Annotated in this window: 25 protein-coding genes; 7 read left to right on the forward strand and 18 right to left on the reverse strand. The window is 61.6% G+C overall.

What is annotated here, in order from left to right:
* Window positions 1-35: 35 nt before the first annotated feature.
* Entirely contained in the window at window positions 36-554 is a 519-nt protein-coding gene (locus KSS96_RS04510) for an acyloxyacyl hydrolase (RefSeq protein ID WP_065877333.1), read from the forward strand.
* Between the two features lie 74 nt (window positions 555-628).
* Here KSS96_RS04510 and KSS96_RS04515 read toward each other — a convergent pair whose 3' ends face one another.
* From KSS96_RS04515 to KSS96_RS04570, 12 genes are all read right to left on the reverse strand, one after another.
* Window positions 629-934: a YkgJ family cysteine cluster protein gene (locus KSS96_RS04515; RefSeq protein ID WP_017529905.1), complete on the reverse strand. Its 306-nt coding sequence runs from the start codon at window positions 932-934 to the stop codon at window positions 629-631.
* Window positions 935-988: 54 nt separating this feature from the next.
* Complete coding sequence (locus KSS96_RS04520) at window positions 989-1,468, reverse strand: DUF2878 domain-containing protein (protein WP_017529904.1); 480 nt, start codon at window positions 1,466-1,468, stop codon at window positions 989-991.
* Window positions 1,461-2,732 carry an SAM-dependent methyltransferase gene (locus KSS96_RS04525; RefSeq protein WP_065877331.1) on the reverse strand — a complete coding sequence of 424 codons (1,272 nt, stop codon included), beginning with the start codon at window positions 2,730-2,732 and terminating at the stop codon, window positions 1,461-1,463. The genes KSS96_RS04520 and KSS96_RS04525 overlap by 8 nt, the downstream gene beginning before the upstream one ends.
* Window positions 2,719-3,528 carry a DUF1365 domain-containing protein gene (locus tag KSS96_RS04530; protein WP_017529902.1) on the reverse strand — a complete coding sequence of 270 codons (810 nt, stop codon included), beginning with the start codon at window positions 3,526-3,528 and terminating at the stop codon, window positions 2,719-2,721. Before KSS96_RS04530 ends, KSS96_RS04525 begins: the two co-directional genes overlap by 14 nt.
* Window positions 3,525-4,772: an NAD(P)/FAD-dependent oxidoreductase gene (locus KSS96_RS04535; RefSeq protein WP_217855764.1), complete on the reverse strand. Its 1,248-nt coding sequence runs from the start codon at window positions 4,770-4,772 to the stop codon at window positions 3,525-3,527. The genes KSS96_RS04530 and KSS96_RS04535 overlap by 4 nt, the downstream gene beginning before the upstream one ends.
* Window positions 4,769-5,551, reverse strand: a complete 783-nt coding sequence (locus tag KSS96_RS04540; protein WP_017529900.1) for an SDR family NAD(P)-dependent oxidoreductase — start codon at window positions 5,549-5,551, stop codon at window positions 4,769-4,771. The genes KSS96_RS04535 and KSS96_RS04540 overlap by 4 nt, the downstream gene beginning before the upstream one ends.
* Window positions 5,548-5,970: a nuclear transport factor 2 family protein gene (locus KSS96_RS04545; RefSeq protein WP_017529899.1), complete on the reverse strand. Its 423-nt coding sequence runs from the start codon at window positions 5,968-5,970 to the stop codon at window positions 5,548-5,550. Before KSS96_RS04545 ends, KSS96_RS04540 begins: the two co-directional genes overlap by 4 nt.
* The gene (gene phrB / locus KSS96_RS04550) at window positions 5,963-7,405 is read right to left on the reverse strand and encodes a deoxyribodipyrimidine photo-lyase (RefSeq protein ID WP_116078496.1); all 1,443 of its coding nucleotides are present in this window, start codon (window positions 7,403-7,405) and stop codon (window positions 5,963-5,965) included. Before phrB ends, KSS96_RS04545 begins: the two co-directional genes overlap by 8 nt.
* The gene (locus KSS96_RS04555; protein WP_217855766.1) at window positions 7,406-8,335 is read right to left on the reverse strand and encodes a MerR family transcriptional regulator; all 930 of its coding nucleotides are present in this window, start codon (window positions 8,333-8,335) and stop codon (window positions 7,406-7,408) included.
* Window positions 8,336-8,338: 3 nt separating this feature from the next.
* On the reverse strand, window positions 8,339-9,298 hold the full coding sequence (locus KSS96_RS04560) for a YbgA family protein (RefSeq protein ID WP_017529896.1): 960 nt from the start codon (window positions 9,296-9,298) through the stop codon (window positions 8,339-8,341).
* A gap of 112 nt (window positions 9,299-9,410) precedes the next feature.
* Window positions 9,411-9,626, reverse strand: coding sequence for a TIGR02450 family Trp-rich protein (locus KSS96_RS04565; protein WP_217855768.1), 216 nt, complete (start codon window positions 9,624-9,626; stop codon window positions 9,411-9,413).
* Window positions 9,623-10,609: an NAD(P)/FAD-dependent oxidoreductase gene (locus KSS96_RS04570; protein WP_065877327.1), complete on the reverse strand. Its 987-nt coding sequence runs from the start codon at window positions 10,607-10,609 to the stop codon at window positions 9,623-9,625. The genes KSS96_RS04565 and KSS96_RS04570 overlap by 4 nt, the downstream gene beginning before the upstream one ends.
* A gap of 222 nt (window positions 10,610-10,831) precedes the next feature.
* Here KSS96_RS04570 and KSS96_RS04575 point away from each other — a divergent pair, with 222 nt between their 5' ends.
* Both KSS96_RS04575 and hemH read left to right on the forward strand, forming a co-directional pair.
* The gene (locus KSS96_RS04575; RefSeq protein ID WP_137219983.1) at window positions 10,832-11,731 is read left to right on the forward strand and encodes a TIGR01777 family oxidoreductase; all 900 of its coding nucleotides are present in this window, start codon (window positions 10,832-10,834) and stop codon (window positions 11,729-11,731) included.
* Between the two features lie 14 nt (window positions 11,732-11,745).
* Window positions 11,746-12,771, forward strand: a complete 1,026-nt coding sequence (hemH, locus tag KSS96_RS04580) for a ferrochelatase (protein WP_217855770.1) — start codon at window positions 11,746-11,748, stop codon at window positions 12,769-12,771.
* 62 nt (window positions 12,772-12,833) lie between these two features.
* Here hemH and KSS96_RS04585 read toward each other — a convergent pair whose 3' ends face one another.
* Together KSS96_RS04585 and algW are read right to left on the reverse strand one after the other, a co-directional pair.
* Window positions 12,834-14,927: a TonB-dependent siderophore receptor gene (locus tag KSS96_RS04585; RefSeq protein WP_065877325.1), complete on the reverse strand. Its 2,094-nt coding sequence runs from the start codon at window positions 14,925-14,927 to the stop codon at window positions 12,834-12,836.
* A gap of 112 nt (window positions 14,928-15,039) precedes the next feature.
* Window positions 15,040-16,194: a Do family serine endopeptidase AlgW gene (gene algW / locus KSS96_RS04590; RefSeq protein ID WP_017529890.1), complete on the reverse strand. Its 1,155-nt coding sequence runs from the start codon at window positions 16,192-16,194 to the stop codon at window positions 15,040-15,042.
* A 102-nt stretch (window positions 16,195-16,296) separates the two neighbouring features.
* Between algW and KSS96_RS04595 the strand changes: the two genes are divergently transcribed.
* The 3 genes from KSS96_RS04595 to cysN all read left to right on the forward strand — a co-directional run bounded on the left by KSS96_RS04595 (window position 16,297) and on the right by cysN (window position 20,037).
* Window positions 16,297-17,055, forward strand: a complete 759-nt coding sequence (locus KSS96_RS04595; protein ID WP_017529889.1) for a Nif3-like dinuclear metal center hexameric protein — start codon at window positions 16,297-16,299, stop codon at window positions 17,053-17,055.
* A 156-nt stretch (window positions 17,056-17,211) separates the two neighbouring features.
* Window positions 17,212-18,129, forward strand: a complete 918-nt coding sequence (cysD, locus tag KSS96_RS04600) for a sulfate adenylyltransferase subunit CysD (RefSeq protein ID WP_017529888.1) — start codon at window positions 17,212-17,214, stop codon at window positions 18,127-18,129.
* Between the two features lie 9 nt (window positions 18,130-18,138).
* Window positions 18,139-20,037: a sulfate adenylyltransferase subunit CysN gene (gene cysN / locus KSS96_RS04605; RefSeq protein WP_017529887.1), complete on the forward strand. Its 1,899-nt coding sequence runs from the start codon at window positions 18,139-18,141 to the stop codon at window positions 20,035-20,037.
* Between the two features lie 50 nt (window positions 20,038-20,087).
* On the opposite strand, the gene yihG is transcribed toward cysN, so the two are convergent.
* The 3 genes from yihG to KSS96_RS04620 all read right to left on the reverse strand — a co-directional run bounded on the left by yihG (window position 20,088) and on the right by KSS96_RS04620 (window position 23,454).
* Window positions 20,088-20,987 (reverse strand): 1-acylglycerol-3-phosphate O-acyltransferase, YihG family, encoded by a 900-nt coding sequence (gene yihG / locus KSS96_RS04610; protein ID WP_068935949.1) that lies wholly within the window; start codon window positions 20,985-20,987, stop codon window positions 20,088-20,090.
* Window positions 20,988-23,087 carry a phosphate acetyltransferase gene (pta, locus tag KSS96_RS04615; RefSeq protein ID WP_017529885.1) on the reverse strand — a complete coding sequence of 700 codons (2,100 nt, stop codon included), beginning with the start codon at window positions 23,085-23,087 and terminating at the stop codon, window positions 20,988-20,990.
* A 79-nt stretch (window positions 23,088-23,166) separates the two neighbouring features.
* A complete protein-coding gene (locus KSS96_RS04620) occupies window positions 23,167-23,454 on the reverse strand; it encodes a DUF3565 domain-containing protein (RefSeq protein WP_065877324.1) in 288 nt (95 codons plus the stop codon).
* On the opposite strand from KSS96_RS04620, the gene KSS96_RS04625 reads away from it, so the two are divergent.
* Window positions 23,453-23,938, forward strand: coding sequence for an FKBP-type peptidyl-prolyl cis-trans isomerase (locus KSS96_RS04625; protein ID WP_003171645.1), 486 nt, complete (start codon window positions 23,453-23,455; stop codon window positions 23,936-23,938). The genes KSS96_RS04620 and KSS96_RS04625 overlap by 2 nt on opposite strands.
* A 182-nt stretch (window positions 23,939-24,120) precedes the next feature.
* On the opposite strand, the gene rpsT is transcribed toward KSS96_RS04625, so the two are convergent.
* Window positions 24,121-24,399, reverse strand: coding sequence for a 30S ribosomal protein S20 (gene rpsT / locus KSS96_RS04630; protein ID WP_016976313.1), 279 nt, complete (start codon window positions 24,397-24,399; stop codon window positions 24,121-24,123).
* Window positions 24,400-24,504 lie beyond the last annotated feature (105 nt).

Consider the following 24,504-nt stretch of genomic DNA (forward strand, 5'->3'; position numbering starts at 1 on the left):
AACCATACAACTTCGTTTTCAAAGGATTGTTTCTTATGAAGCGCTTGTTCTGTTTGGCTGCAATCGCAGCCGTAGTGGTGGGACACTCGGTTTCAGCCCAGGCTGCCGGCCTGGAATTGGGGGTGGGAAGCACCAGCGACTCCACCATGACCTATCGGTTGGGGCTGACTTCGGAGTGGGATAAAAGCTGGTGGCAAAGCGACGTGGGCCGGTTGACCGGCTACTGGAGCGGCGCCTACACCTACTGGGATGGCGACGAGCGTGCCGGTGCCAGCAGCCTGTCGTTTTCGCCGGTGTTTGTGTACGAGTTTGCCGGGCAATCGGTCAAACCCTACATCGAAGCCGGGATCGGCGTGGCGGTGTTCTCCCGTACCCAACTGGAAGACAACAACATCGGGCAGGCCTTCCAGTTCGAAGACCGCCTGGGGTTCGGCCTGCGGTTTACCGGTGGACATGAAGTGGGCATTCGCGCCACGCACTACTCCAACGCCGGCATCAGCAGTCATAACGATGGGGTCGAGAGCTACTCGCTGCACTACACCCTGCCGTTGTAATTCCTCACAACACTGCAGGTCTCCTGTGGGAGGGAGCAAGCCCCCTCCCACATTTGATCTCCATAAGTTTTAGATCAGCGGTAGGCCGTGGCGATTCCTTCGCGCTCTTCCAGGCATTCCGGCGCGCCCATCTCGAACTCCCGGCAAATCAGCGGCCGCCGTTCATAAATCGTACACATCATCGTGTCCCGATCCAGCGCCGCGCACCAGCCGTCGTCCAGGCGCAGCATCACTTCGCCGCCCCAATCGTCCGTGTCGATATAGCGCTCCGGCACGCCGGTGTCGGTGATCAACATGACTTCCAGCTGGCAGCAGCAGGCGGCGCACGTTGAGCAGGTGACGGCGGGTTCGGTGATTTGGGTGTGGGGGATGTTGGTCATAGGCGCGCAGTGTAAGGCAAGCCGATGCTGTGCGTATGAATGCTCTGACGGACGTCAGCGCGCCAGCCGGTGTAGCCCGACGAAAACCCAGGCCCAGATGACGGCCAACCCGGCCATCGTCGGCCCCAGGCCGAAACCGAACTGCACGCCTGCCAGCTGGCTCCCGGCGTAGTAGGACAACGGCCCCCCCATCGCGCCGAGCAGGGCGGCGCGCCACCAGGGCCGAGCGCTCCAGGCCAGGCAATGATGCAACGTGGTCGCCAGCAACGCCCACAGCAACATCAGCCAAAACGGAATCAATGGCCCCGGTTCGCTGAAGTGGAACACGCCCAGGCTACGTAGCAGCGTGTCCAGCAGCGTGCCTGCCAGCGTGACGCTGATAATCAACACGCCATCCTCGGCGGCCGAACTTATCCACAACAGGTGAATGACCAGCGCCGCCACCCCCACCAGCAGCCACAGGCTGTCACCGCCGAGCACACAGGCAAACCAGCCGCACTGGAACAGCACGGCATTGGCCAGGTTTTTAAGCATCGAAGCGTCCCAGCAGCGGCGGGTTGATCGCCGAGGGCTTGGCCAACAGCAATTGCGCGGTGCCGATGGTGCGCTCCATAAAGCCGCCTTCGCAGTAGCACAGGTAAAACTCCCACAGCCGCAGGAAGTACTCGTCATAGCCCAGTTCCGCGAGGCGGCCGTGGGCGCGGCGAAAGTTCTCACGCCACAGGCGCAGGGTTCGCGCGTAATGCAGGCCGAAATCTTCCATGTGCAGCAGGTTCATATCGGTGTCACGGCTGACGATATGCAGCATGTTCTGCACGCTCGGCAGCGCGCCACCGGGGAAGATGTAGCGCTGGATAAAGTCGACGCTGTTCTTGGCCTGCTCGAACCGCTGGTCGCGGATGGTGATGGCTTGCAGCAGCATCAAGCCGTCGTTCCTGAGCAGATGCGCGCATTGTTTGAAGTAGGTCGGCAGAAAGCGATGGCCCACCGCTTCGATCATCTCGATGGACACCAGCTTGTCGTACTGGCCGGTCAGGTCGCGATAGTCCTGCAGCAACAGCGTGACCTGGCCGTGCAAGCCCAAGGCTTCGATGCGCCGTTCGGTGTAGGCGAATTGCTCCTTGGACAGCGTCGTGGTGGTGACCTTGCAGCCGTAATGCTGCGCCGCATATAGCGCCATGCTGCCCCAACCGGTGCCGATTTCCAGCAAGTGGTCGGTGGGTTTGAGCGCGAGTTTCTGGCAGATGCGCTCCAGTTTGTTCAGTTGCGCTTGTTCCAGCGTGTCGTCGGCGCTCAAGAATTGCGCCGCCGAATACATCATGGTCGGGTCGAGAAACTCTTCGAACAGGTCATTGCCCAGGTCGTAGTGGGCGGCGATGTTTTTCTGCGAGCCCTTGCGTGTATTGCGGTTCAACCAGTGCAGGCCTTGGGTCAATGGCCGAGCCAGGCGCGCCAGGCCACCTTCCATTGCGTCGAGTACGTCCAGGTTGCTGACCATCACGCGCACCACGGCGGTCAGGTCCGGGCTGGTCCAGTACCCATGGATAAACGCTTCGCCGGCGCCAATGGAACCGTTGGCTGCCACCAGGCCCCACACGGCCGGGTCGAGGATCTGGATCTCTCCCAGCAAATGCGCTTCCCGTGCGCCGAATATTTGCCGTTCGCCGTCTTCAATCACCACCAGTTGGCCGTGGCGCAATTGGCTGAGTTGACGCAGCACACCCTTGCGCAGCAGCGCGGTGGTCATGCCGTTGACGTTCAGGCGGTTGGCCTTGACCGATAAGCTAGGGGGTTTCATGGCGGCGATCCTTGGTGTAACCGACGGCTGTGCGAGAGGCGCCATCGGCGGCCCGGTGGGGAAAAATCGGTGTGCGTTTGAGCAGCAGGCGCAGCGCCTGCCAATAAATCGCCAGGCAGGTCTTGGCGGTCATCCACGGAAAACGCCACAAGTAGCGATGCAGGCTGGCGCGGTTCAGTGTGTGTTTTTGCAGGCTCAGGGTGGCGTCGAAGATTTTCAGCTCGCCCTGCCAGTCGGCCATGTGCACGCCGAGCCGGGCAGCGGGTGGGCTGAAGCTCATGCGGTATTCCAGGTCGCGCGGTAAAAACGGCGACACATGAAAGGCCTTGGCCACGGCGAAATGCTGGTGTTCATCCGCGCCCAGGGCTTGGGCCGGCAGCACGTAGTGGTAGCGCTCGCGCCATGGGGTGTTGGTCACTTCACAGAGGATCGCGGCCAATTGCCCATCGGCCTCGAAGCAATAGAAGAAACTCACTGGGTTAAAAGCCAGGCCCCAACTGCGGGCCTGGGTCAGCAGGCAGATAACGCCCTGGGGCGCATGCCCAAGGGCCTTGCCGACTTCCTGGCGCACGGCATCGCTCAAACTCATGCCGTGGCGCGTCAATTCACGCAGGTAATCCTGCTGGCGAAAGCCAAAAGGCGCGAACAGGCTGCGTCCGGCCAGGGGCGATAGCCCAAGTACGTGCTCTTCTTCGCTTAGATCCAGGTACAGCAGGCCGATGCGGTAGCGAAAGGCGTGGGCCCTGGGCGCAAACCGGCGATGGGCGATCCAGCCGCTGTACAAGGCACTGTTCACAGGGCCTCTCCAAAGGCTCGGGCTACGCGCAAGGCGCTGACCACGCCGTCTTCATGGAAACCATTGGCCCAATAGGCGCCGCAATAAAAGGTGTTTTGCGCGCCCGCCAGTTCTTCCCAGCGGTTTTGCGCGGCCACCGCCGCCAGGCTGTATTGCGGGTGGGCATAGGTGTAGCGCGCAAGGATCTTCAACGGGTTGATCATGGCTGTCTGGTTCAGGCTCACGCAAAAGGTCGTGGCGCTGTCGATGCCTTGCAGGATGTTCATGTCATAGGTCACGGCCGCCTGGGCCTGGGCAGGGCCGCTCAGCCGGTAGTTCCAGCTGGCCCATGCCAGTTTGCGGTCGGGCAACAGGCGTGTATCGGTGTGCAGCACCACGTCGTTGTCAGCGTAGGGCAGGGCACCGAGGATCTCCTGCTCGGCCTGGCTTGGGTCGCCGAGCAACGCCAGTGCCTGGTCGCTGTGACAGGCAAACACCACGTTGTCGTACGCCTCGGTGCCGGCCGCGCTGTGGATAATCACCCCGTCTGCGTTGCGCTCAACCCGGTGTACCGGGCAATTGAGGCGTACCTGCTCGCGAAAGCTGCGGGTCAACGGTTCGATATAGCAGGAGGAGCCGCCTTCGATCACGCACCACTGCGGGCGATTGTTGACCGAGAGCAAACCGTGGTTCTTGAAGAAGCGGACGAAAAACTGCAAGGGAAAGCCCAGCATGTCGGCCAGGGACATCGACCAGATCGCCGCGCCCATCGGCACGATGTAATGCCGCACAAAGCGCTCGCCGTAGCCGCCGGCGGCAAGGTAATCGCCCAAGGTCATCTCGGCGCTGATGCGCTGCTCTTGCAAGTCTCGCGGCGCCTCGCGGTTGAAGCGCAAAATATCGCGCAACATGCCCCAGAAGCCCGGCGACAAGAGATTGCGCCGCTGCGCGAACAGGCTATTGAGGTTGTTGCCGTTGTACTCGAACTGCGTGCTTTCATCGCACACCGAAAAGCTCATCTCGGTAGGTTTGAACGTCACCCCGATTTGCCCCAACAGGCGAATGAAGTTGGGGTAGGTCCAGTCGTTGAACACGATAAAACCGGTGTCCACCGCGTAGCCTTTGCCTTCCACCGTGACATTGACCGTGTGGGTATGCCCGCCGATGCGGTCGCCCGCTTCGAACACGGTAATGTCGTGCCGCCGGCTGAGCAGGTAGGCGCTGGTCAGCCCGGCAATGCCGCTGCCGATAATGGCGATTTTCACGGGTTGTCCTTTTTCGGTGGCGGGCTGCGCAGCATGCGTTTACCGATGATCAGTTGCGCGCGGTTGGGCAGTTTCGACAGCGGCCACAGCGTGGCGATAAACAACGCCGGGAAGGCGATTTCCAGCGGGCGTTTTTCCAGCTTGGCGAAGATATGCCGAGCGGCTTTGTCGGCCGGCCAGCTCAGGGGCATGGGGAAGTCGTTGCGCTCGGTCAGCGGGGTGTCGACAAAGCCTGGGCTGATCACCGTGACGTCGATGTTTTCCGGCGACAGGCTGATGCGCAGGGATTCGAACAGGTAACGCAGGCCGGCTTTGGACGCGCCGTAGGCTTCGGCGCGAGGCATCGGCAGGTACGTCACGGCGCTGGCGACGCCTACCAGGTGCGGGGTAACCCCGGCGCGCAACAACGGCAGGGCCGCTTCGATGCAGTAACTGCTGGCCAGCAGGTTGGTGCGCACCACGTGTTCGATGATGGATGCATCGAACTGCCGCGCGTCGACATATTCACAGGTGCCGGCATTGAGAATCACCGTATCCAGCGAGCCCCAGTCCGCGGCGATCCGTTCGCCGATTTCGCGCACGGTCTGGCTGTTGGTCAGGTCGCCGGCCACTACCAACACTTGGCCAGGGTAACGTTGCGCCAGGGCGTCCAACGGCGCTTTGCTGCGTGAGCTCAAGGCCACATGGGCGCCGCTGTCGAGCAGTTCCACGGCCAATGCGGCGCCAATGCCACTGCTGGCGCCGGTCAGCCAATAACGACGGGGTGATACAGCGTTCATCCCACTCTCCTTTTCAGCCAACTGACGACTCTGCCCAGCACGGGCAGGTGTTCGTACAGCATGGCGCCGGCATCGAAATAGTCGCGATGGCGGTAAACCTTGTCGCGCCACATCAGGTGCGAGCAACCCTCCACCCGTATGACTTGGCCCTTGGCCAGGCGCGGGTGGCAAAAACTCATGTTCCAGCGCAGGTAGCCTTCGCCCTCGGCCACCTGATCGAAGCCATGAAAATCGAAGCGCAGCTGGCTGACGTTGCTGTACAGCGTTTCGAAGTAACGGTGCAGCGCCGTCAGGCCGTGGACCTCATGCAGCGGGTCGGTGAAGGCGACGTCCTTGCTGTACAAGCTGTCGAGCAGGTGCAGGTTGTGCTTGTCCAGCGTGGCGAAGGTGTGGGCGAAGCGGCGCAGGAAATCACTCATGCTCGGCCACCTCCTGGCGTGAAGGCAGGCTGCGGAAAGCGGCCAAGGCGCGCTCGCGGGATTTTTTCAAGTCGACGATGGCGCGTGGGTAATCCGCCACGCCAAACAGACCGCCGGCGGCCTCGGGGTTATGGACTTCCTTTTTATTCAATGCGGCCAGCTCCGGCAGCCAGTGCTTGATAAACAGGCCTTCGCTGTCGAATTTTTCCGACTGGCTCAAGGGGCTGAAAATCCGGAAGTAGGGCGCCGAATCGGTGCCGGTGGACGAACTCCATTGCCAGCCCCCGTTGTTGGCCGCCAGATCGCCGTCGATCAGGTGGCGCATAAAAAAGCGCTCGCCTTCACGCCAGTCGATCAACAGGTTCTTGGTCAGGAACATCGCCACTACCATGCGCAGGCGATTGTGCATCCAGCCGGTTTCCAATAGCTGGCGCATGGCTGCGTCGATGATCGGCAGGCCGGTGCGCGCTTCTTGCCAGGCGGCGAGGTCCTTGGGCGCCTGTCGCCAGGCCACGGCTTCGGTCTCGGGGCGGAATGCGCGGTGGCGCGAGACCCGTGGGTAGCCCACCAGAATGTGCTTGTAGAACTCGCGCCAGAGCAGCTCGTTGATCCAGGTAATGGTGCCGATGTCACCGCTCTCGAACTCGCCCCTGTTGCTTTGCAATGCCGCATGCAGGCACTGGCGCGGCGAAACCACGCCGGCGGCGAGGTACGCCGATAGTTGGCTGGTGCCGGGCTTGGCGGGATAGTCGCGTTCGTCTTTGTAGTAGCTGATCTGTTGGTCGGCAAAGGCGTCGAGGCGGCGACGGGCTTCGTCCTCGCCTGCGGGCCACAGCGCGCGCAGGGTGGCGCTCGGCGGCTCGAAGCCGTCGACGGTTGTCGGAACCGGGTCGCTGGCGAGGTCGAGTTTCGGCTGGGCTTTCGGCGTCGCGATGATAGGCGGCAAGGCGCTGTGCAGGCGCGCGTAGCAGACCTTGCGGAACTGGCTGAACACCTGGAAATAAGTGCCGGTCTTGGTCAGCACACTGCCCGGTTGGAAAAACAATTGGTCCAGGTAACTGTGGAAGGTCACGCCGCAGGCTTCCAATTGCTGGGCCACTGCCGCATCGCGGCGGCTTTCATGGATGCCATATTCCTCGTTGACGTGTACCGACTTTACCGACAGCTCCCGGCACAGTGCGCTGAGTACGCCGGGCGCCTGGTCCCAGGTGGCGGCGCTGCGGATCAGCAGGGGAATGTTCAACTCGCCCAGGGCCCGGCTCACGTGCTGCAGGTTGCGCAGCCAGAAGTCCACTTTGCACGGCGCATCGTCATGGGCCAGCCATTGCTCGGGCGTGATCAGGTACACGGCCGCAACCGGGCCGCGCTGGCTCGCGGTGGCCAGGGCGGTGTTGTCGTGAAGGCGCAGGTCGGTGCGCAGCCAGATCAGGTGCATTTACAGGAGTCCACGCTGGAGCAACAACTGGTGGGCCGACAAGGGGTCTTCGGCGACGGACAGTGTTGGGTTGTCACGGGTCAGCAGGGCCAACTCGGCCTGGTGGATACACACGGTCGGCCCGACGATCAACGTTGGGCAACTGACGCCGCCCAGTAGTTTGTGCAGCGTGGGCAGGTGCAGGGCCTTGCTTGAATACAGCAGCACCGCACGCGGTTGCAGATGCTCCGCCGCCAGGGCCAATTCGCCGGCGGGCAGCGGCCAATCGAACACTTCCACCGGGCAGTCGGCGCTGCTGGCCAGCCAGGCGCTGAGCCACAGGTGCGGCTCGAGCGGCAGGTCGGACTGGTTGACCAGCAACAGCGGCGGGCCCTGTAGCTGACGGTTGTTGTGGTAGATGCGCGCGCCGAATTTGCTGCGCAGCCAGGACAGGAAAAACACCCGTTCCATCTGTGCGCCGAACTGGCCTTGCCAGCGCTGCTCCAGTTCGTTGATCAGCGGCAACAGCAATTGTTCGCATAGGGTGCGCGGCGGATACAGCGCCATGGCCTGGTTAAAGGCGTCGTCGACCCGGCGTTCGGCCAGTTCGCCGATGGCCTGCACCAGAGTCTGGCGCAGGGCATGCCATTCATTTTCGACCGCGTCGGGGCTGGTTTGGGCGGAGTCGATCAGGTGTTTCACCTGGCTGACCGGCACGCCACGATTGAGCCAGGTCAGGATGGCGTGGATGCGTTGCACGTGCTCGGCACTGAACAACCGATGACCCTTGGGCGTACGCTGGGGCACGATCAGGCCATAGCGGCGTTCCCACGCGCGCAGGGTCACGGCGTTGACGCCGGTCTGGCGCGCCACTTCACGGATCGGCAACCAGCCGTCCTGGAGGGCTTGGGCGATGTCTTCGCCGGGTTCGTCTTGCAAGGCGGCTTTCATGGTCTAGATCGCATTACGCAGGCTGAGATTTTCCGGGTGCGGTTGCAGGTAGGCCTGCTGCGCGATGTAACGGTCCGGGTGTTGGCGAAAGTGATGCTTGAGCAGGGTCAGCGGCACCACCAGTGGCACGATGCCGTGGCGGTATTGGCCAATGAGCGCCTGCATTTCCTGTTTATCGTCGGCGCTGATCACCTGTTTGAGATGACCGCTGATGTGGTGCAGCACATTGGTGTGGGTGCCGCGGGTGGCGCACTTTTTCAACCCGGCCATCAATTCGCCAAAGTAGCCGGTGGCCAGTGCTTTAAGGTCGATGTGTTTGTCCATGCTGCCCAGCAGGTGGCCGAGGCTTTTGTAATGCGCCGGGCTGTGGGCCATCAGCAGGTATTTGTAACGCGAGTGGAATGCGAGCAGGCGATGACGGGTCAGGCCCTCGGCCAGCAAGCGTTGCCAACTGGCGTAGACGAAGACGCGTGTCAGGAAGTTTTCCCGCAATACCGGGTCATTCAGCCTGCCATCCTCTTCGACCGGCAGGTGGGGGTGCCGGGCACAGAACGCCTGGGCGTAGATGCCGCGCCCACCGCCGTCCACCGGCGCGCCGTTGTCGCGGTAAACCTTGACCCGTTCCAAGCCACAGGACGGCGACTTTTGCATAAAGATGTAGCCGCACAGGTCGGTGTGTTCGCGCGCCATTTGCTGACCGTATTCATCCAGCGGCTGGGTCACGTTGAGCTCGCGGTGCACGGTGCCCACGGCCTGTGGGTTGGCGGCGTCGCCCACCAGGCGAATGGTCTCGCGAGGGATACCCAGGCCGATGGCGACTTCAGGGCACAGCGGCACAAAGTCGAAATAGTCAGCCAGGGTCTGGCTGCACAGCAGGGATTGTTTGTGTCCGCCGTTGAAACGCACGTTCTCGCCCAAAAGGCAGGCGCTGATGCCGATCTTCGGTTTCGCGGGAGTGGACATAAGCAAACCTCTGCAAGATTCCTGTACAAACTAAAGTCGCTGTACAACTAGGTCTTATCATAGGTTTGAAGCTGTACAAGTCAAATTATTTGTACAGGTTTGTGCGTTGAGGCTATTTCCACCCCATTTTCCACGCGTCGGCGTTCTGCAGCGTTTGCCACGGCAGGCGTTCGCCGCGGCGGGTGAGGACGGCTTGCAGCTCGATTTCCAGCACGGTGCCTTCCTCATCGCGAAACAACTCGGTGACCAGAAAGTGTTTTTCCTTGCGCAAGGGGCGGGTTGCCGTCCACTTCGACAGCAGCAGTTTTGCCGGGTTGATGCGGTTCATTGCAGGTGTTCCGTCAAGCGTCGGGCGGCTTCCTGGCCGCTGAGCCAGGCGCCTTCCACGCGGCCGGAGAGGCACCAGTCACCACACACGTATAGGCCCAGGTCGGCATCGGCCAGCACGCCAAACTCGTGGGCGCCGGACGGTCGGGCGTAGAGCCAGCGGTGCGCCATGCTGAACGACGGCGCGGGCATTGCGCTGTGCAGCAGCTCGGCGAAGGCGCCGTGCAGGTGCTCGATCACGGCTTCCTTGGGCAGGTCCAGGTGCGCTTTGCTCCAGGCGCTGGTGGCGTGCAGCACCCAGGTGTCGAGGGTGCTGTCACGCCCCGGTTTACTGCGGTTGCGCGCCAGCCAGTCGAGGGGGCTGTCTTGTACGAAACAGCCTTCCATCGGCGTGTCCAGCGGCTTGTCGAAGGCCAGCGCAATGGCCCAGGTCGGGTCCATTTTTACCCCGGCGGCGGCGCTCGCCAGTTTGGGCGCTGCAGCCAGCAGAGTGGTGGCCTGGGGTGCCGGTGTGGCGATGACCACATGGCTGAAGGGGCCATGGTTGCCGCCGTCGGCGTCGAGCAGGTTCCAATGTTGTGCGCCCTGGAACACCTCGGTGATGCGACAGCCGAACTCCACGGGCAGGTCGTCGAGCAAGGCGCGGGTAATGGCGCTCATGCGCGGCGTGCCGACCCAGCGGATCTGCTCATCAGGGGAGGGTGTGAGCTGGCCGGACTTGAAATTGTACAGCTGCGGTTTCCACTGCTCGGCCCAGCCGTTGCTCTGCCAGCGTTGCACCTCGTTGACGAAGCGCCGGTCGCGGGCGGTGAAATATTGGGCGCCCATGTCCAGTGCGCCGGCATCGCTGCGCTTGCTGGACATGCGGCCACCACTGCCGCGGCTTTTATCGAAGAGTTGTACGACATGCCCGGCGTCTTTAAGCGCTCGGGCGGCGGAGAGACCGGCTATGCCGGTACCGATGATCGCGATGGGGACAGTCATGGGAGGCCTCGTTTTACCGTTGGGTACAGACTACGCCGACACCAATAGCTGTACAATCTCGTTTTTTGGTATAAGTTTTGGCGTGCCTGAACGTGTGGCGTGACCTATGGTTAAGCTAAGACTTAAACCTGATGCCTAAACAAAGGCCGCGCCCGATTAAGTTGATCCCTGCTTATAAAATAGACCAATGACGGGCGGCGAACGTTACATGAGGAAGATCCCATGCATATTTTGCTGACCGGCGGTACGGGTTTGATCGGCCGCCAACTCTGCCGACACTGGCTGGCCCAGGGGCATCGCCTGACCGTATGGAGCCGTCAACCTGAACGCGTTGCCGCCTTGTGCGGTGCGCAGGTGTTGGGGGTTGCGCGCCTGGAAGAGGTGATCGGCGTCGTGGATGCGGTGGTCAACCTGGCCGGCGCGCCCATCGCCGACCGCCCCTGGACCCACAAGCGCAAGGCGTTGTTGTGGAGTAGCCGTATCGGGCTCACTGAAACCCTGCTGGCGTGGCTGGAGCGCCTTGCGCAAAGACCGGCGGTGTTGGTGTCCGGCTCGGCGGTGGGTTGGTACGGCGACGGTGGCGAACGTGAATTGACCGAGGCCGGCGGCCCGGTACTGGACGATTTTCCCAGTCAGCTGTGCATCGCCTGGGAAGAAACCGCCCAACGCGCCGAAGCCCTGGGTATTCGTGTGGTGCTGGTGCGCACCGGCCTGGTGCTGGCGGCCGAGGGCGGCTTTTTGTCGCGGTTGCTGCTGCCCTTCAAACTGGCGCTGGGCGGGCCTATCGGCAATGGGCGGCAGTGGATGCCATGGGTGCATATCAAGGATCAAATCGCCCTGATTGATTTTCTTCTGCACAAGGATGACGCCAGCGGTCCTTATAATGCGTGCGCGCCGCGCCCGGTGCGTAACCGCGAGTTCGCCAAGACCCTGGGCCAGGTGTTGCACCGCCCTGCATTCATGCCGATGCCGGCGTTTGCCTTGAAGGTTGGCTTGGGGGAGTTGTCCGGCTTGTTGCTGGGCGGGCAGAAGGCGGTGCCCGAACGCCTGCTGGCCGCCGGTTTCACTTTTCAGTTCACTGAGTTGCGCGCGGCTCTGGACGACCTGTCCAGCCGCCTCTAGCCATAGGATGTTGCATGACGGATCACGCGTTGTTACTGGTCAACCTGGGTTCACCGGCCTCCACTTCGGTGGCCGATGTGCGCAGCTACCTCAATCAGTTCCTGATGGACCCTTACGTGATCGACCTGCCGTGGCCGGTGCGGCGCTTGCTGGTGTCGCTGATCCTGATCAAGCGCCCCGAGCAGTCGGCCCATGCCTATGCGTCGATCTGGTGGGATGAAGGCTCGCCGCTGGTAGTGCTCAGCCGCCGCCTGCAACAGCAGATGACCGCCCAGTGGACCCAGGGGCCCGTGGAGTTGGCGATGCGCTACGGCGAGCCGTCCCTGGAAACGACCCTCACCCGTCTGGCCGCCCAGGGTATTCAGAACGTCACCCTGGCGCCACTGTACCCACAGTTTGCCGACAGCACCGTCACCACGGTGATCGAAGAGGCGCGCCGCGTGGTGCAGGACAAAAAACTCAATGTGCAATTCTCGATCCTGCAGCCGTTCTACGATCAGCCGGAATACCTAGATGCCCTGGCGGCGAGCGCACGGTCTTATGTCGAGCAGGACTACGATCATTTGCTGTTGAGTTTCCACGGCTTGCCCGAGCGTCATCTCACCAAGCTCGACCCCACCGGCCAGCATTGTTTCAAGGACGCCGACTGCTGCAAAAACGCCTCTGCCGAGGTGCTCGCCACCTGCTATCGGGCGCAATGCTTCAGCGTTGCTCGCGACGTTGCCGAGCGCTTGGGCTTGCCTGACGGCAAATGGTCGGTGGCGTTCCAATCGCGCCTGGGCCGTGCGAAGTGGATCGAACCCTACACCGAGGCGCGCCTGGATGCACTGGCCCGGCAAGGCGTGAAAAAGCTGCTGGTGATGTGCCCGGCGTTTGTGGCCGATTGCATCGAGACCCTGGAAGAGATCGGCGATCGCGGGCGGGAGCAGTTCCGCGAGGCCGGGGGGGAGGCGTTGGTGTTGGTGCCGTGTTTGAATGATGACCCGCAGTGGGCGGCGGCGCTCAATACGCTGTGTGAAAGAGCACCTCTTTCCCTGTAATTGAACCTGGCGCAGATCCAAATGTGGGAGGGGCTTGCTCCCTCCCACATGTTTGATTTGTGTTAGAGCTTTAGGGTCAGGCTAACCGTTAAATTGCGCGGTTCACCGGGGTTGACCCAGTAGTTGCTGTAGGACCGCTCGTAGTACTTCTCGTCAAACAGGTTGTTGAGGTTCAGGCCCACGGTCACGTTGTCAGTGGCTTTGTAATGAGCCAGTAAATCCACGGTGTGGTAGGCGGGCAGTTCGAAGCTGCCCCCGGCCTCGCCGGAGCGGTCGCCCACGTAGGTGAACGCCGCGCCCAGGTCTGAGCCGCGCAATGCGCCATCCCGGAACTCATACACGCCCAACAGGCTGCCGCTGCGCTTGGCCACGCCAAGAATGCGGCTGCCCGTTGGAATGGTTTTGTCACCCTTGGTCACTTCGGCGTCGATGTAGGCGAAGGCGCCGATCACTCGCACGGCATCGGTCACTTGCCCGGTCAGTTGCAGGTCGAAACCTTGGCTACGGGCCTTGCCCATGGCGCGGTTGAGGTTGGTGGACGGGTCCAGGGCCAGCACGTTTTCCTTCTCGATATGGAACGCGGCGAGTGTGGCGCTGAGGCGGTCGTCGAACAATTCGCTCTTGACCCCCACTTCATAACCCACGCCTTCCTCAGGCTTGAAGGTATTGCCGGTGGCGTCCAGGCCACTGTTGGGCTTGAACGAGGTCGAGGCGTTGGCAAACACGCCGATTTCGGGCGTGAGCTGGTAAAGCAGGCCGGCGCGCTGGGTGAGCGCGTCGTGGGTTTGCCGGCTGGGTGGGGCGTTACGGGTGAAGTCGTCGACGGTTTGCTCGAAATGCTCAAAGCGCGCGCCAATCATGCCGCGCAGGCGGTCGGTAAAGACGATCTGGTCTTGCAGGTTGAGCGCGTGGCTTTTGGTCTGCTCAAAGAAGTCGGTACCGGAGCGTGTGCCGTTGGGTTTTGGCTGGCCGTAGACCGGGTTGTAGAGGTCGATGGGGTAGCTGCCCGCGATAGCGGTAACGCGTTCGTTCTTGCGGTAGTCCTCGTATTCGGTGCCCACCAGCAGTTCATGCTGCCAACTGCCGATGTCGAACAGGCCGCGCAGTTCCAACTGAGTGATGCTGTCGTGCCAGCCCATGGAGCGCTCGCGGTAGCGCCGGTTGAGGGTGTGGCCGTCGGCGTTCAGGGCCCGGTTTTCCGACGCGTCGCCCCACAGGCTGCCCTGTTTGTAGTGGCTGGCCAGGCGCAGTTTCCAGGCATCGTTGAGGTGATGTTCCAGGGTGGCCTGGATGCGATTGTTGTGGTTGTCGATGTCGCCGTCGTTGGGTTCGCCGAGGAAAGTGGAGCGTGATACCCCGGGTGCGTCGACGATGCCGCGATCGAAGGTGGAGCTGTGGCGCACGAATTCGCTTTCTACCAGCAAGCTGGTGTCCGGGCTCAGTTGCCAACTGAATGAAGGCGCGACGAACACGCGCTTGCTTTCGACGTGATCACGGAAGCTGTTGTTGTCTTCCACGGCCAGATTGACCCGTGACAGCAGATTGCCTTCGGCGTCCAGCGGAGTGTTGACGTCCAGGGCGGTGCGATAGCGGTCCCAGCTGCCGGCACTGGTTTGCAGGGTGGTGAAGGCTTGCGGCTGGGGCTTTTTGGTAACGATATTGACCGTGCCGCCCGGATCGCCGCGCCCGTACAAACTGGCAGCGGGACCTTTGAGCACTTCGATGCGTTCGATGTTGGCCACATCCGGTGTGCTCGGGTAGCCACGGTTGGCGCTGAAACCGTCCTGATAGAACTCCGACGTAGTGAAACCGCGCACGCTGTATTCGTAGAGCGTGAGGCCGCCGAAGTTGTTTTGCTTGGACACACCGCCGGCAAATTCCAGAGCGCGTTCCACATTGGTACTGCCTAGGTCCTTGAGCACCGTAGCGGGAATTACGCTGATGGACTGTGGGATGTCGCGCAGGGCCGTGTCGGTTTTTGTCGCGCTGGTCGAACGGGTGGCACGGTAGCCATCGACCGGGCCGGTGGCGGACTCATAGGCATCAGACGTGACGCTGATGGTATCGAGTTCCAGGGTGTTTTCTTCGGCGAAGGCGGGGTCCAGCAGTAAACCCAAGGCCAGGCCGGCCAGGGGAGCGATTTTTCGAGACGGCATGATAGAGCGTTCCAATGTCGATATTGAAACAATATAACATGCCAGATGAGACTGAATCGCTTTTAAATGTCAGCGCACAGATGCCCGCGAACGGGCTCCTGTGCGCAACGGCTTATTCTTCTTCTTTGACCGGGGCGGGCGGCGGACGCAGACCGATTTCGGCCGCCAATTTGATCTCTTTACCGTTGCGCATCACCAGGATCGCAACTTTGTCGGTGGGTTTGATCCGCGCCACCTGGTTCATCGACTTGCGCCCATCGCCGGCCGGTTCGCCGTTGATGCTGAGGATCACATCCCCCAGTTGCAAACCGGCTTTTTGCGCCGGGCCGTCGCGGAAGATCCCGGCGACCACGATGCCAGGGCGCCCGGTCAGGCCAAATGACTCGGCCAGTTCCTTGGTCAGCGGTTGCACTTCAATGCCCAGCCAGCCGCGAATCACCTGGCCGTGCTCGATGATCGACTTCATCACCTCCATCGCCAGCTTCACCGGGATCGCAAAACCGATGCCCTGGGAACCGCCGGATTTGGAGAAGATTGCCGTGTTGATGCCGGTCAGGTTGCCGTTGGCATCCACCAGCGCGCCGCCGGAGTTGCCCGGGTTGATCGCGGCGTCGGTCTGGATGAAGTCTTCGTAGCTGTTAAGCCCCAACTGATTGCGCCCGGTGGCGCTGATGATGCCCATGGTCACGGTCTGGCCCACGCCGAAAGGGTTGCCGATGGCCAGCGCCACGTCGCCCACCCGCAGGCCATCGGAGCGGCCCAGGGTGATGGCCGGCAGGCTCTTGAGGTCTATCTTCAGCACCGCCAGGTCGGTTTCCGGGTCGCTGCCGACCACGCGGGCCAAGGTCTCGCGGCCGTCACGCAGGGCCACCACAATCTGGTCGGCGCCGGTGGTCACGTGGTTGTTGGTGAGGATGTAGCCTTCGGGGCTCATGATCACCCCGGAACCCAGGCTGGATTCCATTCGACGCTGCTTGGGCCCGTTGTCGCCGAAATAGCGGCGGAACTGCGGGTCTTCAAACAGCGGGTGCGCCGGTTTGTTGATGACTTTGGTGGTGTACAGGTTAACCACGGCCGGCGCGGCAATGACCACCGCATCCGCGTAGGTCACCGGGCCTTGCACCACCGCGCTGGTCTGCGGTGCCTGCTGCAGGTTTACGTCAAGGCTTGGTAAGCCCACCCACTGTGGGAAACGCTGAATAATCAGCATCGCGATCAGCACGCCAGCCAACAATGGCCATCCAAAAAAACGCAGTGCCTTGAGCATCAAGTAAGTCCTGACAGGTTGCAGGGGGCGGGAGAGCGCCCATAATGTCGCGCATTATACGAGGCTGCGAGCACCTCGGAACCGGATATTTAGGAGTCTTTTATGGCCGTCCCTCTTACCACCCTCGTCGAGGAAGCGGACCGCTACCTCGCCAGCGCAAAAATTGCTGATTATTGCCCCAATGGCCTGCAGGTCGAAGGTCGCCCGCAGGTGATGCGCATCGTCAGCGGCGTGACCGCCAGCCAGGCCCTGCTGGACGCCGCCGTCGAGGCCCAGGCCGATTTGATCCTGGTGCACCACGGTTATTTCTGGAAAGGCGAAAACCCCTGCATCACCGGTATGAAGCAGCGTCGCCTGAAAACCTTGCTCAAGCACGATATCAGTCTACTGGCCTACCACCTGCCTCTGGACCTGCACCCGGATGTCGGCAACAACGTGCAACTGGCCCGCCAATTGGACATCACCGTCGAAGGCCCGCTGGACCCTGGCAACCCCAAGGTCGTCGGCCTGGTCGGCTCCCTCGCCGAACCCCTGTCGCCGCGCGATTTTGCGCGCCGCGTGCAGGAGGTCATGGGCCGCGAGCCGCTGCTGATCGAAGGCAGCGAGATGATCCGCCGCGTCGGCTGGTGCACCGGTGGTGGCCAGGGTTATATCGATGACGCAATTGCCGCCGGTGTCGACCTGTTCCTCAGTGGCGAAGCCAGCGAGCAAACCTTCCACAGCGCGCGCGAAAACGACATCAGCTTCATCGCTGCCGGCCATCACGCCACCGAGCGCTACGGCGTGCAGGCACTGGGCGACTACCTGGCCCGGCGCTTCGCCCTGGAGCATTTGTTTATCGATTGCCCGAATCCGATCTAAGCCACACAGCTCCCGCAGGAAGCCCAAACTCGGGGGCATATTCATATACCGTTTCGATCTAGCCGGCGCCCTGAATAGAAGAAGGTGCTGTGCTAGCATGCCCCGCTCGAACACGGCCCGCTGGCCGTCCATAAGATCGTTTTTCCGTGAGTAGCCATGGTCGACAAACTGACGCATCTGAAACAGCTGGAGGCGGAAAGCATCCACATCATCCGCGAGGTCGCCGCCGAGTTCGACAACCCGGTGATGCTCTACTCGATCGGTAAAGACTCCGCCGTGATGCTGCATCTGGCACGCAAGGCCTTCTTCCCGGGCAAACTGCCGTTCCCCGTGATGCACGTCGACACCCGCTGGAAATTCCAGGAGATGTACAGGTTCCGCGACAAGATGGTCGAGGAGCTTGGCCTGGACCTGATCACCCACGTCAACCCGGATGGTGTTGCGCAGGGCATCAACCCGTTCACCCACGGCAGCGCCAAGCACACCGATATCATGAAGACCGAAGGCCTCAAGCAGGCGTTGGACAAGCATGGTTTCGATGCCGCGTTCGGCGGTGCCCGTCGCGATGAAGAGAAATCCCGCGCCAAAGAGCGCGTGTACTCGTTCCGCGACAGCAAGCACCGCTGGGACCCGAAGAACCAGCGCCCGGAGCTGTGGAACGTTTATAACGGCAACGTCAACAAGGGCGAGTCGATTCGCGTGTTCCCGCTGTCCAACTGGACCGAGCTGGACATCTGGCAATACATCTACCTCGAAGGCATCCCGATCGTTCCGCTGTATTTCGCCGCCGAGCGTGACGTGATCGAGAAGAACGGCACGTTGATCATGATCGACGACGACCGCATCCTCGAGCACCTGTCCGACGAAGACAAAGCCCGCATCGTCAAAAAGAAAGTACGTTTCCGTACCCTTGGCTGCTACCCGTTGACGGGCGCGGTGGAGTCCGAAGCCGAGACGCTGACGGACATCATCCAGGAAATGCTCCTGACGCGAACTTCCGAGCGCCAGGGCCGGGTCATCGACCACGATGGCGCAGGCTCAATGGAAGATAAAAAACGTCAAGGTTATTTCTAAGGGGCTGTCATGTCGCATCAATCTGATTTGATCAGCGAGGACATCCTCGCCTACCTGGGCCAGCACGAGCGCAAAGAGATGTTGCGCTTCCTGACCTGCGGCAACGTCGACGACGGCAAGAGCACCCTGATCGGGCGCCTGCTGCACGACTCCAAGATGATCTACGAAGATCACCTGGAAGCCATTACCCGCGATTCGAAGAAGTCCGGCACCACCGGCGATGACATCGACCTGGCGTTGCTGGTCGACGGCTTGCAGGCTGAGCGTGAGCAGGGCATCACCATCGATGTCGCTTACCGCTACTTCTCCACCGCCAAGCGCAAATTCATCATCGCCGACACCCCAGGCCATGAGCAGTACACCCGCAACATGGCCACTGGCGCGTCTACCTGTGACCTGGCGATCATCCTCATCGACGCCCGCTACGGCGTGCAGACCCAGACCCGTCGCCACAGCTATATCGCCTCGTTGCTGGGTATCAAGCACATCGTGATCGCCGTCAACAAGATGGACATCAATGGCTTTGACCAAAGCGTATTTGAGGCCATCAAGGCCGATTACCTGAAGTTTGCCGACGGTATCGCGTTCAAGCCGAGCACCATGGCCTTTGTGCCGATGTCGGCGCTCAAGGGTGACAACGTGGTGAACAAGAGCGAGCGCTCGCCTTGGTACACCGGCCAGTCGCTGATGGAGATCCTCGAAACCGTCGAGATCGCCAACGACCGCAACTACACCGACCTGCGTTTCCCGGTGCAGTACGTCAACCGTCCGAACCTGAACTTCCGTGGTTTCGCCGGCACCCTGGCCAGCGGCATCGTGCACAAGGGCGACGAAGTCGTGGTGCTGCCGTCGGGCAAGAGCAGCCGCGTCAAATCCATTGTCACCTTCGACGGTGAACTGGAGCATGCCGGCCCAGGCCAGGCCGTGACCCTGACCATGGAAGACGAGATCGACATCTCCCGTGGCGACCTGCTGGTGCATGCCGACAACGTGCCGCAAGTGGCCGACGCCTTCGACGCCATGCTGGTGTGGATGGCCGAAGAACCGATGCTGCCGGGCAAGAAATATGACATCAAGCGTGCCACCAGCTACGTGCCGGGCTCCATCACCAGCATCGTGCACCGCGTGGACGTGAACACCCTGGCCGAAGGCCCTGCGAGTTCGCTGCAATTGAACGAGATTGGCCGGGTCAAGGTCAGCCTCGACGCAGCCATCGCCCTGGACGGTTATGACAGCAACCGCACCACCGGCGCGTTTATCGTCATCGACCGCTTGACCAACGGCACCGTGGCCGCCGGCATGATCATCGCACCGCCGGTCACTCACGGCAGCGCGGCGCAGCACGGCAAGTTGGCCCATGTAGCCACCGAGGAGCGCGCCCTGCGCTTCGGCCAGCAGCCGGCCACCGTGTTGTTCAGCGGCCTGTCGGGCGCCGGCAAGAGCACCCTGGCCTATGCGGTTGAGCGCAAGCTGTTCGACATGGGTCGTGCCGTGTTCGTACTGGATGGCCAGAACCTGCGTCATGACCTGAACAAGGGCTTGCCGCATGACCGTGCCGGGCGTACCGAGAACTGGCGTCGTGCCGCCCACGTTGCGCGCCAGTTCAACGAAGCCGGCCTGTTGACGCTGGCCGCGTTTGTCGCCCCGGATGCCGAAGGCCGTGAACAGGCCAAGTCGCTGATTGGCGCCGATCGCCTGTTGACCGTGTACGTGCAGGCGTCGCCGCTGGTGTGTGCCGAGCGTGATCCGCAAGGTTTGTACGCTGCGGGCGGGGATAACATCCCTGGCGAATCCTTCCCTTACGACGTGCCGTTGAACGCCGATCTGGTAATCGACACCCAGGCCCTGTCGCTGGAAGAGAGCGTCAAGCAAGTGCTGGAGCTGTTGCGTCAGCGCGGCGCGATCTAACACTCGCCGCGGTCAAATGTGGGAGGGAGCAAGCCCCTCCCACATTTTGATCATTTTTTGTCTGGGTAATCGGTGTGCAGCTTGTCCAGCAACTGATCCTTCTCTTCCCACAGCCGGTTGATCCAGCCCTGGAACGCCAGCCTGTACTCGGCATCCTGCTCATAATTCTTGCCAATGAACTCGGCCGGGATCGGCACTTCTTCAAACTGCACCACCACGTCCTTCACCTTACCGCACAGCAAATCCCAGTAGCCTGGGCGCCCGGCAGGGTAGTGGATGGTCACGTTGACCAGTGATTTGAGCTGTTCCCCCATGGCATCCAGCACAAACGCGATACCGCCAGCCTTGGGCTTGAGCAAATAGCGAAACGGTGAGTTCTGCTGCGCATGTTTGCCCGGCGTAAACCGTGTGCCCTCGGCAAAGTTGAAAATGCCCACCGGGTTGTCGCGAAATTTCGCGCAGGTCTTGCGGGTGGTTTCCAGGTCCTTGCCTTTCTTCTCCGGGTGTTTCTCCAGGTAGGCCTTGGTGTAGCGCTTCATGAACGGAAAGCCCAGCGCCCACCACGCCAGGCCAATCACCGGTACCCAGATCAGCTCTTGCTTGAGAAAGAACTTGAGCGGGCGAATGCGGCGGTTGAGCACGTATTGCAGCACCATGATGTCGACCCAGCTCTGGTGGTTGCTGGTCACCAGGTACGAGTGCTGATAGTCCAGGCCCTCAAGCCCTTTGAGGTGCCAGCGCGTGCGTTGCACCAGGTTCATCCAGCCTTTGTTGTTGGTGACCCAGGCTTCGTGAGTGTGGTTCATCAGCCATTCGCTGAAACGCTTGGCAAACGGCAGTGCCTTGAACAGCGCGACGATAAACAGGAACGAACACAGCAGGATCGTGTTCAGCGCCAACAGCAGTGATGCGATCACCCCGCGCATGGCGGCAGGTAGAAAAGCCAGCATTTAGATATCCATAGGTCGGTTGGCGGCTTGGATCGCAGTCAGCGCGATGGTGTACACGATGTCATCCACTTGGGCGCCGCGCGGCAGGTCGTTGACCGGTTTGCGCAGGCCTTGGAGCATCGGCCCCAGACTCACGCAATCGGCGCTGCGTTGCACCGCTTTGTGGGTGGTATTGCCGGTGTTCAGGTCGGGGAACACAAACACCGTGGCCTTGCCGGCGACCTGGCTATTGGGGGCCAACTGCCGTGCCACGTTTTCGTTGGCGGCGGCGTCGTATTGCAGCGGGCCGTCGATCAGCAGAGAGCTTTGCTGTTCATGGGCGAGCAGGGTGGCTTCGCGAACCTTCTCCACTTCCTCGCCGCTGGCGGAATCGCCGCTGGAATAGCTGATCATCGCCACGCGCGGGGTGATGCCGAACGCGGCCGCCGAGTCGGCGCTTTGCAGGGCGATTTCTGCCAGTTCGGCGGCGCTTGGGTGCGGGTTCATCACGCAGTCGCCATACACCAGCACCTGCTCGGGGAACAGCATGAAGAACACCGACGACACCAGCGTACAGCCCGGCGCGGTCTTGATCAGTTGCAGGGCGGGGCGGATGGTATTCGCGGTGGAGTGAATGACGCCGGAGACCAGGCCGTCGACTTCATCCAGCGCGAGCATCATGGTGGCGATCACCACGGTGTCTTCCAGTTGCTGCTCGGCCATCGGCGCGTTGAGGCTCTTGCTCTTGCGCAGCGCCACCATTGGCTCGACATAGCGCTGGCGGATCAGGTCCGGGTCAAGGATCTCCAGCCCTTCGGGCAATTCGATGCCTTGGGCGCGGGCCACCGCTTCCACATCCGCAGGCTTGGCCAGCAGCACGCAACGGGCAATGCCACGGGCCTGACAGATGGCGGCCGCCTGCACGGTCAGCGGTTCGCTGCCTTCGGGCAACACGATGCGTTTGTTGGCGGCCTGGGCTCGCTGGATCAGTTGGTAGCGGAACACCGCCGGCGACAGGCGCATTTCCCGTGGCGTGCCGCAACGCTGGTGCAGCCAGCGCGCATCGAGGTGGCTGGCGACGAAATCGGTGATGATCTCGGCCCGCTCGCGGTCATCGATGGGGATTTCCTTGTTCAGGTTGTTAAGCAGGTTGGCGGTCTCGTAGGAGCCGGTACTCACCGACAGCACCGGCAACCCGGCCTGGAACGCGCCGCGGCACAGCTCCATGATGCGCGGGTCGGGCAGGGTATCGCTGGTCAACAGCAGGCCGGCCAAGGGCACGCCGTTGATCGCGGCCAGGCTGACGGCGAGGATGATGTCGTCACGGTCGCCGGGCGTTACCACCAGCACGCCGGGCTTGAGCAGTTCCACGGTGTTACGCATGGTGCGCGCGCAAATAATGATCTTGGTCATGCGCCGGGTTTCATAGTCGCCGGCATTGAGGATCTGTGCGCCCATCAGGTCGGCCACGTCGCGGGTGCGCGGCGCGTTGAGTTCGGGCTGATAAGGAATGCAGCCAAGCAGGCGGAAATCACCGCTGCGCAACAGCGGCGAATGTTCTTTAAGGCGCGCCGAGAACGCTTCCATGCTCTCGTCGGTGCGCACCTTGTTCAGGATGACGCCGAGTACTTTCGGGTCTTTTGGGCCGCCGAACAGTTGTGCCTGCAATTCCACGCGGCCGGAGAGTTCGGTGAGCACTTCGTTTTCCGGCGCCGATACCAGGATCACCTCGGCATCCAGGCTCTTGGCCAAGTGCAGGTTGACCCGCGCCGCATAACTGGCGCTGCGCGTGGGCACCATGCCTTCGACGATCAGCACGTCTTTGCCCACGGCCGCCTGCTGATACAGCGTGATGATTTCTTCGAGCAACTCGTCGAGCTGGCCGTCGCCGAGCATCCGCTCGACATGGGGCAGGCCCAGCGGGGGCGGCGGTTTGAGGCCGTGGGTGCGTGCCACCAGTTCGGTGGAGCGCTCAGGGCCGGTATCGCCTGGGTGCGGTTGGGCAATCGGCTTGAAAAAGCCGACTTTAAGCCCGGCTCGCTCAAGGGTACGCACCAGCCCAAGGCTGATGGAGGTCAGGCCCACACCAAAATCGGTGGGCGCGATAAAAAAAGTCTGCATGCGAATTCTCTGGAGGTGCATGGCTTCGGCGGCGCTCTATGGCTGAGTGCCTACCGGGAATCAGGCGCCAAGGTTATCGTTATTCACGCGCTTGCGTACACCAGCCGCAGGCAAAGGGCTGGCCTATTTTTTCCAGACGTTGTGCGGGGTCGAGCACCCAGGCGCGCGACTGCCATGGCGGCTGGTGGCGCAGGTGCTGGGTGTGGCCGCAGGACAGCTCGGCCACCCAGTGCCCGTCTTCGTCCTGATGAAAACCACAGACAGTGACCGTTTGTCGGCCCCGTCTGTCCGGGTTCCGTTCGCTTTCGGGCAAATCCTTGTTTAGACTTGTCCGTTCTTCATTCTTATGCAAAAGGTCTCGCCCCATGACGATCGCCGCTAACAAGGCTGTCTCCATCGACTATACCCTGACCAACGACGCTGGTGAGGTCATCGACAGCTCAGCCGGCGGCGCGCCGCTGGTCTACCTGCAAGGCGCAGGTAACATCATCCCAGGCCTGGAAAAGGCTCTGGAAGGCAAGGCAGTTGGTGATGAACTGACCGTTGCCGTAGAACCTGAAGATGCGTATGGCGAATATTCCGCCGAACTGGTCAGCACCCTGAGCCGCAGCATGTTCGAAGGCGTCGACGAACTGGAAGTGGGCATGCAGTTCCACGCTTCCGCGCCGGATGGCCAAATGCAGATCGTGACCATCCGTGATCTGGACGGCGACGACGTGACCGTTGATGGCAACCACCCGCTGGCGGGTCAGCGCCTGAACTTCCAGGTGAAGATCGTTGCCATCCGCGACGCCTCCCAGGAAGAAGTGGCCCATGGTCACGTCCACGGTGAAGGCGGTCATCACCATTGATTGATGTTTTGATCAAGCGGTAGCCAAAACGCCCCGACCTGTTCGGGGCGTTTTTTTATCTGAAATTCACCGCGTTCCAAATGTGGAAGGCGCACTTCAGAAAACAAAAATGCCCCGGACCTTTCGGTACGGGGCATTTCTTAACTGTTTCGCAACCTGGGCTGCGTTGCAGTTGTTACCACTTAGGCTGCGGCAGCAACGCTCAGAGCCTTGATGTGGCCATTCAGGCGGCTCTTATGACGAGCGGCCTTGTTCTTGTGGATGATGCCTTTATCGGCCATACGGTCGATAACAGGCACAGCCAGAACGTAAGCTGCTTGAGCTTTTTCAGCGTCTTTGGTGTCGATGGCTTTAACTACATTCTTGATGTAGGTACGAACCATGGAACGCAGGCTGGCGTTGTGGCTGCGACGCTTCTCAGCCTGTTTTGCACGTTTTTTGGCGGAAGGTGTGTTGGCCACCGTCGAGCTCCTCGAAAGACTTTTTAGGAAATAGCAAACAAAATAGGCCGCGAATCATGCCGATGACTTGACGGGTTGTCAAGGGCGGCTGATGCGAACTGCTGA

The organism is Pseudomonas asgharzadehiana, from assembly GCF_019139815.1.
Taxonomy (GTDB): domain Bacteria; phylum Pseudomonadota; class Gammaproteobacteria; order Pseudomonadales; family Pseudomonadaceae; genus Aquipseudomonas; species Aquipseudomonas asgharzadehiana.